This is a genomic window from Gilliamella sp. B3482, assembly GCF_026536805.1.
Taxonomy (GTDB): Bacteria; Pseudomonadota; Gammaproteobacteria; order Enterobacterales; family Orbaceae; genus Gilliamella; species Gilliamella apicola_E.
The window spans coordinates 127,052-144,040 of sequence record NZ_JAFNNL010000004.1; the positions used below are offsets into that span (position 1 = coordinate 127,052).

The following is a 16,989-nucleotide window of genomic DNA, read 5'->3' on the forward strand; positions in this document are numbered from 1 at the left end:
ATATGACAGAAAAAAAAATCCAATCAATACGGGGAATGAATGATTTACTCCCAAGTGATAGTGCAACATGGCAACAAATTGAAAAAATTGTCAAAGGTGTGCTAAACAGTTACGGTTATAATGAAATTAGAACCCCAATTGTTGAAGATACTGGATTATTTAAACGAGCAGTTGGTGAAGTGACAGATATCGTTGAAAAAGAGATGTATACTTTCAACGATCGTAATGATGAAAGTCTTACTCTTCGCCCAGAAATTACAGCAGGTTGTGTTCGTGCAGGAATTGAACATGGTCTGTTTTATAATCAAGAGCAGCGCTTATGGTATTTAGGACCTGCATTTCGTTATGAAAAACCTCAAAAAGGGCGTTATCGCCAATTCCACCAATTTGGTGTTGAAGTATTTGGCCTTGAAGGACCGAATATTGATGCAGAGCTTATATTATTAACCGCTCGTTTTTGGAAAGCTCTTGGTATTGAAAAGCACACTACACTTGAACTCAATTCAATTGGCTCAGTTGAAGCTAGATCCAATTACCGTAACGCTTTAGTTAGCTTCTTAGAACAACATAAAGATAAATTAGATGAAGACTGCTTACGTAGAATGTATACTAATCCATTACGTGTGTTAGATTCAAAAAATCCTGTTGTACAAGAATTGCTTAATCAGGCACCAAAATTATTTGATTATTTAGATGAAGAATCTAAAAATCATTTTGATGGGTTATGTCATTTATTGGACAACGCAGGAATAAAATATAATATTAATCAGAGATTAGTTCGTGGCTTAGATTATTATAATCGTACTGTTTTTGAATGGGTTACTACCAGTTTAGGTGCTCAAGGTACTGTGTGTGGTGGAGGGCGCTATGATGGGCTTGTTAGTCAGCTTGGTGGACAACCAACCCCAGCTGTAGGTTTTGCCATGGGCGTTGAGCGTTTAGTATTGCTTGTACAAGCGGTTAACCCTTCTTTAAATCGTGACAACTCGATTGATATTTATATGATATCTTCTGGTGATGAGCAAACAATATCTGCTGCACAAAGAACGGCGGAAATATTACGTGATGGTTTACCTGATAGAAGAATTGTTACAAATTATGGTAGTAGTAATTTTAAGAAACAATTTGCCAAAGCTGACAAATTAGGTGCTAAAATAGCTGTAATCATTGGTGAGAATGAAATAGCCAATCAAACAGTAACAATTAAAAATTTACAAACAGGTGAACAAGTTGAAGTTGCACAAAAAGAGATTGTTCAAACGTGTTTGGCAATATTGTAAGTTAAGGAAAATAGGAGAAGAACGTGAGTTATCAATTATCTGGCGAAGAACAAGTTTCAGAGATAAAAGAATTTCTTGCTAAAACGTGGAAAATCATTGTTGCAGTTATAGTAATTGGATTACTAGCTTTTTATGGCTGGCGTTACTGGCAATCTTACAAATTAGAAAAAACGATTGAATCTTCCGAACGGTATGAACAATTAATAGCTAATTTAGACAAAAATAAACCAGATTCAGTAAATGAATTAGTCTCTTTCGCAGAGAGTGATAATACTATTTATAGTGTTTTTGCTAATTTAAAAGCAGCTAAATTTTATGTTGAAGAATTGAAAGATTATCCAAAAGCTGAAAAGTTACTCACTGATTCATTAAGTAAGACTGATTCAGAAGTTATTAAATCAATCAGTTATATTCGTATTGCAAGAATACAATATCAACTTGAACGTTATCAAGATGTTTTAGCGACCTTAAATAAGGTAACTGAAAAAAGTTGGGTACCTGTAGTTAATGATATTCGTGGTGATGCCTATATGAAATTGAATAATTACGCTGAAGCTGTTGCAGCTTATAATGTTGCATTAGCTCCTGCTCCAGCTGATCAATCAGGGGAAAATAATTCCAAAGCTTCATTGCCTACAGAACAGTTAGATAAAAATATCAAAATGAAGTTAAATCAGGCTCAATATCTTAAAGATAAGCAACAAGCTGAACAAGAAGCTCAAGACGCCAAAGATAAAGCAAAGCAAGAAGCAGAAGCTAACGTAAATGCAGCGCAAGAAAATAAAAATTAATTTATCCTGATATAAGGGTTTATACAATGAAGTTAACAAAATGTCTTTCTATTAGTGTTTTTATGTTTTCACTTGCTGGATGTTCATTGTTTGGTGGAGAAGAAGAGATAGTACAAGTATCACCTTCACCGAAAGTAAGTAACCAATTTTCAATAAAAGAAGTATGGCGAAATAGTACATCAGGCAATACACATATTTATTCATTATTAGGTCCTATTAATTATGATAATGCTATTTATGCTGCTAGCCGAAGCGGACAAGTTAAAGCTATTGATCTATTAAATGGTCATACAATATGGGATAAAAATTTGTCAAAAAGTACATTATTTAGCAGCAAAACAGCGCTATTTTCTGGCGGTGTAAGTGCAGATGATAAATATGTATATGTTGGAAGTGAACGTGCTGTTGTATATGCTTTAGATCGTAATGATGGTAATGTTATTTGGGAAAAACCGGTAAAAGGCGAAGTACTTGCTCGTCCTATTTCTTCTGAAGATAAACTCATTGTTTATACCGCAAGTGGTAATTTACAAGCTTTGAATCGTAATACCGGTGAGGATGTATGGGATGTAATGCTTGAAGTTCCACCTCTTTCATTAAGAGGTAATTCAACCCCAACAATTGCACATGGCGCAGCAATACTTGGTGATGACACTGGCCATGTAAATGCTTACTACTTAAACGATGGACAACTGATTTGGCAACAACGTATTTCACACCCAAGTGGATCAACTGAAATTGCAAAATTGAATGATGTTGATTCAACCCCTGTCATCGAAGGTAATTTAGCTTATGCAATTGGGTATAATGGAAATGTTGTAGCACTTGACTTAAGTAATGGTCAGATTGTATGGCGTAAAGAGATGGGGTCAACGCATAGTTTTGCAGTTGATAGTCAACATTTATTTGTTGTAGATCAAGATGATAATGTACAAGCCGTCAGCAAAAATGGTGGTACAGTACTATGGACTCAAGCTGATTTGTTACATCGTCAATTAACCGATCCTGTTTTATATGAAAACTATATTGTTCTTGGTGATTTTGAAGGTTATCTATATTGGTTAAATAAAGATAACGGTGAAGTCGTTGCTAAAACACAAGTTAGTAGTAGTGGATTGATTTCGAAACCATTAGTTGTCGACAATAAAGTTATTGTCCAAGCTAAAAATGGTGATATTTACGCATTCACAAAAAATTAAGGTAATTAGAGAAAAAATATGGTACCTGTTGTCGCACTAGTTGGTCGTCCGAATGTAGGAAAGTCGACTTTATTCAATCGATTAACTCGAACTCGAGACGCCTTAGTAGCTGATTTTCCGGGATTAACTCGTGACCGTAAATACGGACGAGCAGAAATCAAAGGGCATGAATATATAGTCATTGATACTGGTGGTATTGATGGCACCGAAGATGGGGTTGAAAGCTTTATGGCGGAACAATCCCTACAAGCAATTGAAGAAGCAGATATTGTCCTTTTTTTAGTTGATGCAAGAGCTGGTGCTATGCCTGCTGATCATGCAATTGCTAAGCATCTTCGTGCTCGTGAAAAAGCAACATTTTTAGTTGCTAATAAAATTGATGGTATTGATGCAGATAGCGCAATATCTGATTTTTATAGTTTAGGATTAGGGGACATTCATCCGATTGCAGCAAGTCATGGTCGTGGTGTAAATGTTTTAATTGAAACTGTACTCGATCCTATTTTCCATTTTGAAGATGATCAGCATGAAATCTTATCAAATGATTCAGAAGATGAAGAGCTTCCTGAATCTTATGATGACATTGAAGATGAAGCTGACTCACTCATCAACCAGCCAATCAAAGTTGCTATTGTTGGAAGACCAAATGTAGGTAAGTCAACACTAACTAATCGAATTTTAGGTGAGGAGAGAGTTGTCGTTTATGATATGCCCGGCACAACACGCGATAGTATTTATATCCCCATGACGCGTGATGATCGTGAATATATCTTGATAGATACAGCGGGAGTTCGTAAACGAGGTAAAGTAACAGAAACCGTCGAAAAATTCTCTGTTATTAAAACTCTGCAAGCGATAGAAGATGCTAATGTTGTTATTTTAGTAATAGATGCCCGAGAAGGCATATCTGATCAAGATTTGTCCTTGCTTGGTTTCATTATTAATAGTGGGCGCTCACTTGTTATTGCAGTCAATAAGTGGGATGGTTTATCACAAGATATCAAAGAGCAAGTAAAAACGACGTTAGATGATCGGCTTGATTTTATCGATTTTGCTCGTTTACATTTTATATCTGCACTTCATGGCAGTGGTGTAGGAAACTTATTTGACTCGATCCAAGAAGCATATGATTGTGCGACACGTCGTGTTAATACTGCATTATTAACCAAAATCATGCAAATGGCGCAAGATGACCATCAGCCACCATTAGTGAGAGGGCGTCGAGTAAAATTAAAATATGCTCATGCAGGTGGATACAACCCACCAATTGTTGTTATTCATGGTAATCAGGTTGAAGATTTACCTGATTCTTATAAACGCTATTTAATGAATTATTTTAGACGCTCATTAAAAATTATGGGATCACCAATACGAATTCAATTTAAAGAAGGCGCAAATCCATTTGAAGGCCGAAAAAATAGTTTGACGGCTTCCCAACAACGTAAACGTCGTCGATTAATGAAACATGTACGGGGGCGTAAATAACGTATGACAACAAAAAAGAGTATTGATGAGGGGCAAGGAGGTATTTGTCCGAAATGCCATAATAAAATGGACATTGTGTCGCCACAACATTATGACTGTCCTCATTGCAAGCAACATTATCTAGAACAGTATATCTGTCCAATTTGTCAGCAAAGTGCTCAAATAGTTAAAGGTTGTGGTGCTATAAACTACATTTGTCACACTGATGGCTTAATCTCCAGCAGTAAAGTGATATTTCATTATTTACCAGAATAGAAATTTATATTTAAAGCCATAAGAGGTTATTTTATGCGAATTATTTTGTTAGGCGCACCAGGGGCAGGAAAAGGAACTCAAGCTCAATTTATTATGCAAAAATATGGCATTCCCCAAATTTCAACGGGTGATATGTTGCGTGCAGCGGTAAAAGCAGGTAGCCCGCTAGGTCTACAAGCAAAAGAGCTTATGGATAATGGTAAGCTTGTTACTGATGAGTTAGTTATTGCTTTAGTTAAAGAGCGTATTGCACAAAGCGACTGTGAAAAAGGCTTTTTATTAGATGGTTTTCCTCGCACAGTTCCACAAGCGGATGCAATGAAAGAAGCCGGAATTAATGTAGATTATGTGCTTGAATTTGATGTACCTGATGAAGTTATTATTGATCGTATGAGTGGTCGCCGTATTCATGCTGGTTCAGGACGTGTATATCATATTCGTCATAATCCGCCGAAAGTGGAAAATATTGATGACGTAACGGGTGAACCATTGACTATCCGTAAAGATGATAATGAAGAGATTGTTCGTAAACGTCTTGTTGAATATCATGATTTAACTAAACCTTTAGTTAACTATTATCAACATGAAGCGAAAGAAGGTCGAACTAAATATTACCGCATTGATGGAACACAAGCTGTTTCAGCTGTGACTAATGAATTAACTAAAATTTTAGGTTAATTTTTAAAAAGAGGGATGATACCCATCCCTCATATTATCAAATTTATTATTTAGCTGAGTTAAGCGCTTGCTCTAAATCTTCAATAATATCATCGATATGTTCAATACCAATTGATAAACGTATCATTTCTTGGCTTACACCAGCTTTTTGCAATTCTTCATCATTGAGTTGCCTATGCGTAGTTGATGCTGGGTGACAAGCTAATGAACGCGTATCGCCAATATTGACTAAACGAATAATCAATTTTAAGGCATCAATAAATTTTGCACCAGCTTGTTTTCCACCCTTAATACCAAAAGACAAAATACCGGCAGGTAATCCATTATCCATTTGTTTTACGGCTAGATGATGTTCTGGATGATCAATAAGCCCTGCATAATTGACCCACTCAACTTGAGGATGTGAAGCCAAATACTTAGCAACTTTAAGTGTATTTTGGCAGTGACGTTCAATACGTAAAGAGAGTGTTTCAAGACCTTGCAATAATAAGAACGTATTAAATGGCGATAAAGCTGCTCCCATATTTCTAAGAGGTATTACTCGACAACGTGCAATATAAGCTGCATCACCAAAGCTTTCAGTATAAGAAACGCCATGATAAGAAGGGTCTGGTTGGTTTAACATAGGATACTTATCGGCATGATCTTTCCAACGAAATTTACCAGAATCAACTATCATTCCACCTAAACTATTGCCATGCCCACCGATATATTTAGTTAATGAATGTACAACTATATCAGCGCCAAATTCAAATGGTCGACAAAGGGCAGGGCTGGCAACTGTATTATCAACAATTAATGGTATACCATGCCGATGGGCAATATCAGCAAGTGCAGTCAAATCAACAAGGTTACCAGCCGGATTACCTATACTTTCACAGTATATTGCTTTAGTTTTGTTATCAATTTGGTTTTCGATAGCGTTTAGGTCATTGTGTGGTGCAAATTTAGTTGTAATACCAAAATTAGGCAATGTATGAGCAAGTAAATTATATGTGCCACCATAAAGTTTAGAAACTGAAACAATATTTTCTCCAGCAAATGTGATGGCTTGTATTGCGTAAGTAATAGCAGCCATACCAGATGCTACCGCAAGAGCGCCTATACCACCTTCAAGAGCAGCAACACGTGCTTCAAGTACTGCATTTGTTGGATTTGTTATTCGAGTATAAATATTCCCCGCGACTTTTAAATCGAATAAATCGGCACCATGTTGTGTGTCATCAAAAGCATAAGATGTCGTTTGATATATGGGAACAGCGACGGAGTGAGTGGTTGGTTCAGGAGTATAGCCTGCGTGCAAAACAATTGTTTCTGGTTTCATATAAGAGCCTCATATTTACAACTATAAGACTCTTATTTTGTGCAAAAAATTACCAAAAAGTAAAGAATTATAAAACCATTCTCACTATATCTATTTCACCTAATTCTTTGTATAAACTTTCCACCTGATCAATATGTGTTGCATTAATCGTAATTGAAACAGAATGATAATTACCTTTACTACTTGGTTTAATCGACGGTGTATAATCTCCAGGCGCATGGCGCTGAATAACTGACACCACTTTATCAACTAATTCAGGTTTTGCTTCACCCATTACTTTATAAGTGAAAGAACAAGGGAAATCTAATAATTCATTTAATTTTGTTTGTTGCATAATAGTCTTTTTCTCGTTTTATCAATATAACTACTAACTTTTGCTAATATATATAGTCAATTTATTATTCTTCAAGCCATAAACATCACTTTTTAAAGCTTATAATTTGATCTATGATAAGCAAATTCTAACATAGCTTAGTAAAACCTACCTTACTATTATTCTAAAAGGCTAAAATAACATGTCATCCCAATCCGCTAATAAAGAACCTTTTGGTACATTACTTGGTTATGCACCAGGTGGTGTCGCAATTTATTCATCTGATTATGAAACATTAGATCCTGAACAATTTCCTAATGATGCTTCATTTCGAAGCTATTCTGGTCATGAGTATATGGGGTACAAGTGGCAATGTGTTGAATTTGCCAGAAGATTTTTATTTTTAAATTATGGTATTGTTTTTACTGATGTTGGCATGGCACATGAAATTTTCTCGTTAAGGTTTCTTCGCCAGGTTATCAATGAAGCAATTTTACCATTACAAGCATTTGCTAACGGCAGTAAAAAAATCCCAGAAGCAGGAGCATTATTAATATGGGATGATGGCGGTATATTTGATAGAACAGGCCATGTTGCTATTGTTACTGAAGTTTTTGATAATAAAATTCGAATTGCGGAACAAAATGTTATCCATACCCGACTTCCTATTGGTCAGCAATGGACGCGTGAGTTGGAGATGACCGTATCTGATGATGGCTTTTATTTACATGATACTTTTGATGATACTAAAATTTTAGGTTGGATGATTCAAACTGATAATACACTTCACAGCCTACCACAACCTGAAGTTAATAAGCGCTTACTCGAAATCCACAGCGTACACATTGAAAATCATGGTCAATTTGATGGCAAATGGCTAAACGAAAACGATCCGTTAGAAAGCGCTTATGTGTCAGCAACTGGCCATGCTATTAGTCATGATGATCAATATCGCTATTTCACTATTTCTGAAAGTGCAGAACAGGAACTTATTCGTGCCACAAATGAACTTCATTTAATGTATTTACATGCTACAGATAAAGTATTAAAAGATGATAATTTATTATGCAATTTCAATATTCCTGAAATTCTTTGGCCTAGACTTCGGTTATCTTGGCAGCAACGGCGTTATCAAATGATCACTGGTCGATTAGATTTTTGTATGGATGAGAGAGGCTTTAAAGTTTATGAATACAATGCTGATTCTGCATCATGTCATACCGAAGCTGGAAAAATATTGGAAAATTGGGCAATCCAAGCCGAATTAAATGTTGGGGTAAACCCGAGTGCAGGATTACTCAATGCTTTAGCTAGTTGTTGGAAGCATAGCGACGCAAAAGCATTTGTACACATTATGCAAGATAATGACAATGAGGAAAATTATCATGCACTATTTATGCAAAAGGCCCTGACTCAAGCTGGATTTAAAAGTAAAATTTTACGAGGACTAACCGGGTTAAGATGGGATAAACGCGGACGCTTAGTTGATGATGAAGATCGTCAAGTTACCTGTGTCTGGAAAACGTGGGCATGGGAAACTGTACTTGAACAATTACGCCAAGAAAGTGAAGCACAAGTAGCAGGATTGCCGATTCGAACATGGCATCCTGAAAATGCGGTTAGATTAATTGATGTATTGCTGCGGCCTGAGGTATCTGTTTTTGAGCCTTTATGGACTGTAATCCCAAGTAATAAAGCTATTTTACCTGTATTATGGTCTCTATTTCCGAATCATCGTTATTTGCTTGAATCTACATTTGAACTTAATGACAACTTAATCAAAAAAGGCTACGCAATTAAGCCTATTGCCGGGCGAAGAGGTAGTGATATTGAGTTAGTTGGTAGTCATGAACAAGTGTTGGATAAAACTGTTGGACGATTTGCAAAACAGGAAAATATTTATCAAGAATTATGGTGTTTGCCAAAAGTTGATGATCGTTATTTGCAAGTTTGTACTTTCACCGTTGGTGGTCATTATGGAGGTGCGTGTTTACGTTCTGATCCTTCTTTGGTTATAAGAGGAGAAAGTGATATGCAACCACTACGAGTGTTAACGGATGAAGAATTTTTAAAACAGAAATCAAAAAAAAGTTGAGGAACGGGGTTTTTGAGATCTAATTTAACAATTTAGTCATTAATTAGTTGAATATTTATAATTTAAATCATTATAAAGAATTAAATATGACAAAAAAATCATATTATCTTTTGGGTTAACAATGACAACAACTTGCTATTTCTGATAGAATTGATTTAATTAAATAATAATTACAAAAAATATAAGTAATTTAAAGGAATATCAGGAAATATATGGCAAACACATTACTTCGAAGTGGTGATATAAAAGATTTCAAGATGCTCGGGCATGATGGGAAAGCGGCTTATCTTGTTGCTTCTCAAATTCGCGAAATGTTCCGAGTCAAATTAGGGCGTCAATACTCAGATTGTTTAGCTATCCCACAACGTAATGATCAGGGTAATATTGTTGATTGGTATATCCCTTTCGATTCAGACTCACCTGATGGGGAATATGATATTGTTCCTTGGACATCGGCTAGTGAATCAGAAAAAGAATCTGCTCTAGTTTTGCTTAAAGATTTTGAAAACAAAGTTATCGAATTAGGTCAAAAATTATCTAGAAACCCCAATTTAGAAGGTGACCAACTACTTTTTAGTCGGCTTATCTATGATCCTAAACAAAGCGCAGATAGCCTTGAACCTAATTTGATGGCGATACGCTTTCCTAGCAATCAGTTTGTTTATATTGTTAATGGCAAACCCGTTATTACTTTTTGGGGCTTTGTTAATCCGCAAACACCACAAGCGACCTCGCCATTTTATTGTTTAGAGGCCTTTAGAAGTACAGCACCCGCACCTTCTCAAAAAATACCTGTTGTTGTTAAAAAGCCTTGGTGGAAGCGTTGGTGGGTTTGGTTATTGGGATTATTACTCCTTTTATTACTATTGTTAGCGTTGCTGTGGTTAAAAGGTTATTGGTTAAAACCAAGTATAACTTTAGATCCAAATATCTCAATAGATAATAAAGTTAATCCTTCTGTTGTTAACAATGAAAAGAAAGAAGAAAAACCAGAAGAACTCAAAAAACCAGAGGATAATAAACAGGATTCTGAGGGAAAACCTAAAGAAGTTATCATAGATAACAGACCTGTTGGTGTGGTTAATGGTGTCGTATCAAATCGGACTGTTGCTGTAGATCCTAATGCAGTGAATGCAGTTCCTACCGATTCTGCTGCTGTTGATAATTCAGCTGTACCACCTGCTGCTCCAAATGAAACAGTAGAAAATACTGCAAATGGTGTTACAGATCCACTTCAACCTACGCCTCCTGATGCAAATAATCCTGATGATAAAGGAAATAACGGTGATCAAGGTGATCAAGGAAATAAAGGGAGTGAAGATAATAATACCCCGAATAATCCTAATTCGCCTGATGATAAAAACGTGGATCAAAATGGTCAGAATAATGACGATAAAAATGCTCAAACGACACCACCAGATGTCGTTAATAATTCTGAAGCTAACACTTCTAATCAAGGTAATTCACCTGATACCAATGCTAATCAATCCCAAAATTTAGCTTTACCTACTGATGCATTAAAGCAAGGGTCAACTAACTTTTTAAATGGCCAATGGTCAGTTGGAGCCGGTATTCAAGATAAAGCAACCGGTAAACCATTACAATTAAGTTATAATTTTAATCAAGGCAATGGTGAAGTGATGCTTACTCGTAGTGATGGCGTCAAATGTGTTGGTAAGGTCGGTAGTGGTATTCAAAACGCGAATTTAAATATTGTGGGTAATACAGAAGCTACTTGTAGTGATAATACTAAATATAAATTACCAAATATTCAGTGTAAACCTGGCAAAAATAATCAAGCTGATTGTCAGGGGGTTTATGATAACGGGACTTCATTCCCAATTACGATGAAAAAACAATAGGTTTGTATATGCTTCCAGAAATACGCAATTATGGTCAAGAAGTCACACTTATCATGAATAGTGGAATTCAGTTTCTTGATTTTGCATTAAAAATAGATTGGAAAGATAATAAATGGCGAAGTAAAGTTAATGGCTGTTTTATTGATCCATCAGAAAGCGGAGCACTAGTTAGATTAATTGAAGATATCGATAGTGGTAAATTTTTTGCGCCGGATAATCTCTCTTTTGCTGTTACACCAACTCAAGAGATAAGTGTTGACCAATCATTAAAACTGTTTGATGGCATTTGGTTGCCTGTGCCAGTTTTAAGATCAATGCCACCAGAGCGTTTTGATAAAGGCCCGCATAACTGGAGTCGAGTTCGAATTGTTAGTATTCCAGAAGGTGAAGATGCTGATGGCAATACACACCGCATTACATTCGCCTTCGATACAAAAATTTTCAGCAATATGCAGGACGTTGCTTATTTAGCGCCGACTGAAAATGATGTCAAAACAGGAGCTGTTTTTAGTTTAGCTCATCGTTCAGATCAAGTTGCTTGGTACTTAGAGCAAAAGTGGATCACCAGTTGGTTAATTGATCTATTTCAAGAGTTAGCGCCCCAACCAGAGCGACTAAAAATTCATAAAGATGATATTGAGTTAGAAATAAATAATAAAGCTTACTATGGTCATTATTTAAATATTCTTAATTTGCTTGCTGATTCATTACAGTTACCAAAAATCAAAATTGTCTCAAATAATCGAGATGATGTGGTTAAATCAATTCCTGTTGATATGATTTTAGATGTTGGTAATTCTAGAACATGTGGAATACTAATTGAAGATCACGTTCAAGATAAAGATAGCTTAAATCGTCGCTATGAGCTTGAAATTCGGGATTTAACTCAACCTGAACATATCTATAATGAACCTTTTGAGAGTCGAGTAGAATTTGCACAAACCTTTTTTGGTAAAGAGCACTTTTCTTTACAAAGTGGACGACGTGATACTTTCCGCTGGCCTAGTATTGTACGAGTTGGAAAAGAAGCCAGTCGTTTAGCAAGTCGTCGTGAAGGGAACGAAGGTGCGACGGGGCTTTCAAGTCCAAAACGTTATTTATGGGATCAGGAGAAGTATGAGCAAGGTTGGCGATTCAATTCTCATTATGTGAAGAGCGATCATGAACCCTTTGCAACGGCAGAGCCGTTCTCTAGCTTAATTAATGAATATGGTGAAGCACTGCATGTCCTCAGTAATGAAATTGAGGAAGAATTTGATCGTAAAATGCCTGTGTTTCATCCAAAATATTCACGTAGCTCACTGATGACATTTATGCTATGTGAAGTATTAATGCATGCTTTAATGCAAATAAATAGTGTTGCTCAGCGTAATAAGCTTGAACACGCTAGAACGCCTCGTAATTTACGTTCAATTATTCTTACTATTCCCCCAGCGATGCCAAAACCAGAACAAGCTATCTTTAAAAGCTGTGTTTATCAAGCTATCGGTTTGGTATGGAAAAGTTTAGGTTGGGATAGTTCTGACGATGATATAGATTTTAGTGATCCTGAACAATTAAAAAGTATATGGCCAAACATCCCTGAAATTTACATTCAGTGGGATGAAGCGACCTGTGGCCAAGTGGTCTATCTCTTTAATGAAACTCAAAACAATTATAATGGTCGATCAGAAGAGTTTATAGCTTCAATGGTCAGACCAGATAAAACTAATAAACAAAAATTAACGATTGCGACCGTTGATATTGGTGGTGGCACAACTGATTTAGTTATAAATGATTATGAACTTGATTATGGTGCTAATAAACAGCTTAGTGGCAGTAATGCTTACATTGTTCCTACACAACGTTTTCGTGATGGATTTAAAGTCGCTGGTGATGATATTTTACTTGATATTATTCAAGATACCGTTTTATCTTCGCTAAACAATGGGCTAAAACAAGCTGGGCTTGCAGATCCTAATCCGATTTTATCTACTATCATTGGTTCTCAGCAGGTATCAATACAAGATGCAGTACTGCGCCAACAATTAACTTTACAACTGTTTACGCCAGTAGGCTTGCATGTATTAAAGCTTTATGAGCTTTATGATCCATTACATGCTGAGCAGCATGTTTATAACATGACATTTAGTGAATTACTGCAAAATAATGCGATGACCGATCATGTTCTGAATTTTATTAATGAACCGATTAGTCGAGCATTAAATAATCCTGAATTTTCTGTGCTTGATTTAAATGTAGAAATTGACCTTAAACGTATTCATCACTTATTTATTCGTGGTGATTATTACAATATTTGTAAAACGTTTGACGCGTTATCAGAGATTATTAGTTGTTATCAATGTGATGTATTGTTATTAACTGGCCGTCCTTCGCGGCTGCCTGGTGTACAAAGTTATTTCCGTTCACGATTATCAATGCCAGTAGGACGTATATTACCATTACATGGTTATTATACAGGTGGATGGTATCCATTCCATAAACAAGAACGTATTGATGATCCAAAAACAACGGCTGCTGTTGGCGCTATGTTATGTTTTCTAAGTAAAAACTTAAGATTACCGAATTTCTATTTTAGATCATCGAATATGGATTTATATTCAACAGTCAAATACATTGGTTTGTTAGATAATCTTAACATGATAAAGAAAGAAAATATTTATTATCAAGATATTGATTTAGATGATCCTGATTATGATTTTCCTGACCATTCTTTCGAAATTAGAGGCACAACAAGGCTTGGTTTTAAACAGCTTGAAATCGATCGTTGGCCTGCATCACCAATTTATATTTTGACTATTGAAAATAGTGATGTTGCTAAACGGTTGAGTGCTGAGGGTGTGGTTTTAGAGGTAACTTTAGGCATTAAAAATCGACAAAAAACTGTTGAGAATTTTTATATTAAAGATGTCAAAGCTTCAGATGGACGTGCTTGTAATAAAACCAAGGATATCAAACTTAATTTAAACACAATGGTAAATTCAGGTTTAATTAGCACACAATATTGGCTTGATAGTGGAATGATAAAACGATGAAAAATTTAAATGAACAACTCCCTAAATCTTGGGAACAGGTTTATCAAGCATCAGAACAGGCAATAGAGTGGGTGAGTCAAACCCGAGATTCATCAAAGCGTTTGAACAATGAGGCTGATAATTTAATTCTAGATCTACGTCGTTTGCGTAATAGCGCAAAACGATTGGGTGATGTGTCAACCAAGTCTGTTGCAGTGGGCTTTTTTGGATTGTCGCAAGCAGGTAAATCTTATCTCATTTCAGCGTTAGCTGCGGGTGAGAATGGTAAGCTTGAAACCGTTGTCGATAATGAAATTTTAGATTTTATTGATCATGTCAATCCTGTTGGCGGTGGTAAAGAGGCAACGGGACTTGTTACTCGATTTAGTCGTACCGCTAAAGGTGGCATTGCCAACTATCCGCTAGAGCTTAAACTTTTTCAAGAAATCGAAATTGTTAAAATTTTAATTAATGCATATTTTAAAGATTTTGATCAACAGAAAGTTGTGAATAAGATTGAATTTTCAGAGTTAAATCAACTTATTCAACAATCTGAAAATAAAAAACAATCTGATTATACGGGTGGTATAACTGAAGATGATATTGTTGATCTCTATGATTATTTATCTGAAAACTTTGGTAATTCACTTGAAGGTTTAAAAGGAGGGTATTGGGAGAAAGCTGTGTCTTTACTACCTTATCTTTCGACTGTAGACCGAGGTGCTTTATTCTCTGTGTTGTGGGGAGGCATAAGTGAACTCACTGCAATTTATGTGCAGTTAGCTACGACCTTGTCAAGTTTAAACCATGCTAATACTATTTATGCACCTCTTTCAGTATTGGTGAAGGAGCATGATGGTAAAAAGTCACAGATTGATAGCATAATGAATGTTGATATGCTTGAAAGGTTAAATACGGAGAAAGATTCATCTGTATCCGTTACACCACTTAATGGAATACCAACTTCGATATCATTAGCTCAATTAGCTTTTTTAACCGCAGAATTAATCTTCCCCTTAGTAAATCAAACTCGAGTACCAACTTTTGAGAAGGTCGATTTACTTGATTTTCCTGGATATCGAGGTCGATTAAATTTAATTTCTATCTCTGATGTTAAAGAAGGTAATCCAATTGCTCAACTTTTATTGCGTGGTAAAGTTGCTTATCTATTTGAGAAATATACTGATAGCCAAGAAATGAATGTTTTGGTTGTTTGTACTCCATCAGATAAACAGTCAGATGTTAATGATGTTGGTCCAGTATTAGAACGTTGGATTGATAAAACGCAAGGTGAAACTGCTGAGAAAAGAGCCACTAAAAAAGCTGGCTTACTATGGGCTATTACCATGTTTGATAAAAGAATTGGAGCATCATTACATCAATCAGAAGATAATCTAAGTAATACTTGGGGTAAAGGTGGCTTATTACAACAAACTATTTTAGAACGTTTTGGAAGCTATGATTGGTTATCCAATTGGTCAAATAATGGTAAATTTAATAATGTATTTTTGGTTCGTAAACCTGGATTTGATGTACCGTTTTTAAATGTCGACGCCAAGGCAAATCTTGAATTATCTTATAATGATAATTATCAACAAGAAATGTCAGTTTTGAAAAAGACATTTGTTGAAAATCCAGATATTAAAGAGTATGTAAGCGATCCAGACCAAGCTTGGGATGCGATGTTGAAGCTAAATGATGGTGGAATTGGTCGGATTAGCCAATATTTAGAACAAGTCGCTATTACTGAAGTTAAACAACAACGAATTGTTGAGCAACTCAATGAGAAAATAGATTATATCATCAATATGCGTTTTGATACTTGGTATCAAGCCGGCAGTGATGAAGAACTTGGTAAGAAAAAACAAATCATTAGTGGTGTAGTAAAAGAACTACAAGGTAAAGCGTTATTATTAGGCGAACTACTTAAAGTTTTAGAATTGCCAGATCAAACTATTCGAGCCCTTTATCATTCAAGCCATATAAATAATGAAGTTAGCAGTACAGGTAGTGATGATATATTAGATAATTCTTCAAACGATTTTGGTTTAAATACTGAATTTGAGCTGTTCCCCGATTCTAGCTCTCCTCTAAAACCTAAAGCTGTTGCTGGTTTACCTACTGAATCAAAATTTGCGAAAAACGTATTTACTGCATGGTTGGAGCATTTAAGAAATATTGTATTAGATAAACATATATTACAATTTTTTGGACTTGAGCAAAAATCACTCTCTTTTATTGTTGAAGAATTAATAACTGCCGCTAACCGTTTAAAACTTGAAGCAAGTTTAACGCAGAAAATTTTAGATATCGAAAATATGGGAAGTAAACGTGATGATCTTGAGTCTCGACAAATTAGCTCTATTCATCTCTTTTTGACCGACTTTATTGCTTGGCTTGGGTTTATTCAAGGGCAAGCAAATGAAATACCGACAAGCCGTGTTAATCAAGGTAAACCTATATTTTCTTCACCATTGAGCCAATTTTCAAGTCAATTATCTCATCCACTTCCAGTGCTTGATGATAAGACTAAAAATTATTCTCAGTTTGCTATATTTGATTGGTTTATTGCATTTGCGGTGCTGGCACAAGAAAATGTCGGGCATCACGCTGGGCGTGAAATTAGTCAAGAACAAAATTCTCAACTTGGTGAGGTTTTAACTATCTTTAAACAATCGCAAATAAAATAATAT

General features: G+C 35.6%; 12 protein-coding genes. 10 read left to right on the forward strand and 2 right to left on the reverse strand.

Annotated features, from left to right (window positions below; all coding sequences use genetic code 11):
* The first annotated feature begins 2 nt into the window (after nucleotides 1-2).
* The 6 genes from hisS to adk are packed head-to-tail and all read left to right on the forward strand — an operon-like array spanning nucleotide 3 to nucleotide 5,688.
* Complete coding sequence (gene hisS / locus J3U18_RS08430) at nucleotides 3-1,280, forward strand: histidine--tRNA ligase (protein WP_267353618.1); 1,278 nt, start codon at nucleotides 3-5, stop codon at nucleotides 1,278-1,280.
* A gap of 23 nt (nucleotides 1,281-1,303) precedes the next feature.
* Nucleotides 1,304-2,071 (forward strand): YfgM family protein, encoded by a 768-nt coding sequence (locus tag J3U18_RS08435; RefSeq protein ID WP_065562906.1) that lies wholly within the window; start codon nucleotides 1,304-1,306, stop codon nucleotides 2,069-2,071.
* Between the two features lie 26 nt (nucleotides 2,072-2,097).
* Nucleotides 2,098-3,270 carry an outer membrane protein assembly factor BamB gene (gene bamB / locus J3U18_RS08440; protein WP_065562905.1) on the forward strand — a complete coding sequence of 391 codons (1,173 nt, stop codon included), beginning with the start codon at nucleotides 2,098-2,100 and terminating at the stop codon, nucleotides 3,268-3,270.
* Nucleotides 3,271-3,288: 18 nt separating this feature from the next.
* Complete coding sequence (gene der, locus J3U18_RS08445) at nucleotides 3,289-4,755, forward strand: ribosome biogenesis GTPase Der (RefSeq protein WP_065562904.1); 1,467 nt, start codon at nucleotides 3,289-3,291, stop codon at nucleotides 4,753-4,755.
* 3 nt (nucleotides 4,756-4,758) lie between these two features.
* Nucleotides 4,759-5,010, forward strand: a complete 252-nt coding sequence (locus tag J3U18_RS08450; protein WP_267353620.1) for a zinc-ribbon domain-containing protein — start codon at nucleotides 4,759-4,761, stop codon at nucleotides 5,008-5,010.
* A 33-nt stretch (nucleotides 5,011-5,043) separates the two neighbouring features.
* Nucleotides 5,044-5,688: an adenylate kinase gene (gene adk / locus J3U18_RS08455; protein WP_267330565.1), complete on the forward strand. Its 645-nt coding sequence runs from the start codon at nucleotides 5,044-5,046 to the stop codon at nucleotides 5,686-5,688.
* 46 nt (nucleotides 5,689-5,734) lie between these two features.
* On the opposite strand, the gene J3U18_RS08460 is transcribed toward adk, so the two are convergent.
* Nucleotides 5,735-7,012, reverse strand: coding sequence for a bifunctional O-acetylhomoserine aminocarboxypropyltransferase/cysteine synthase (locus J3U18_RS08460; protein ID WP_267353621.1), 1,278 nt, complete (start codon nucleotides 7,010-7,012; stop codon nucleotides 5,735-5,737).
* Between the two features lie 67 nt (nucleotides 7,013-7,079).
* Nucleotides 7,080-7,346, reverse strand: coding sequence for a DUF493 family protein YbeD (gene ybeD, locus J3U18_RS08465; RefSeq protein ID WP_034883735.1), 267 nt, complete (start codon nucleotides 7,344-7,346; stop codon nucleotides 7,080-7,082).
* Between the two features lie 181 nt (nucleotides 7,347-7,527).
* Between ybeD and gss the strand changes: the two genes are divergently transcribed.
* The 4 genes from gss to J3U18_RS08485 all read left to right on the forward strand — a co-directional run bounded on the left by gss (nucleotide 7,528) and on the right by J3U18_RS08485 (nucleotide 16,986).
* Nucleotides 7,528-9,420 (forward strand): bifunctional glutathionylspermidine amidase/synthase, encoded by a 1,893-nt coding sequence (gss, locus tag J3U18_RS08470; protein WP_267353623.1) that lies wholly within the window; start codon nucleotides 7,528-7,530, stop codon nucleotides 9,418-9,420.
* Between the two features lie 212 nt (nucleotides 9,421-9,632).
* Nucleotides 9,633-11,282, forward strand: a complete 1,650-nt coding sequence (locus tag J3U18_RS08475; RefSeq protein ID WP_267353625.1) for an SrfA family protein — start codon at nucleotides 9,633-9,635, stop codon at nucleotides 11,280-11,282.
* A gap of 8 nt (nucleotides 11,283-11,290) precedes the next feature.
* Nucleotides 11,291-14,317, forward strand: a complete 3,027-nt coding sequence (locus tag J3U18_RS08480) for a virulence factor SrfB (RefSeq protein ID WP_065562899.1) — start codon at nucleotides 11,291-11,293, stop codon at nucleotides 14,315-14,317.
* Nucleotides 14,314-16,986 carry a putative virulence factor gene (locus tag J3U18_RS08485; RefSeq protein ID WP_267353627.1) on the forward strand — a complete coding sequence of 891 codons (2,673 nt, stop codon included), beginning with the start codon at nucleotides 14,314-14,316 and terminating at the stop codon, nucleotides 16,984-16,986. Before J3U18_RS08480 ends, J3U18_RS08485 begins: the two co-directional genes overlap by 4 nt.
* The last annotated feature ends 3 nt before the right edge of the window (nucleotides 16,987-16,989 follow it).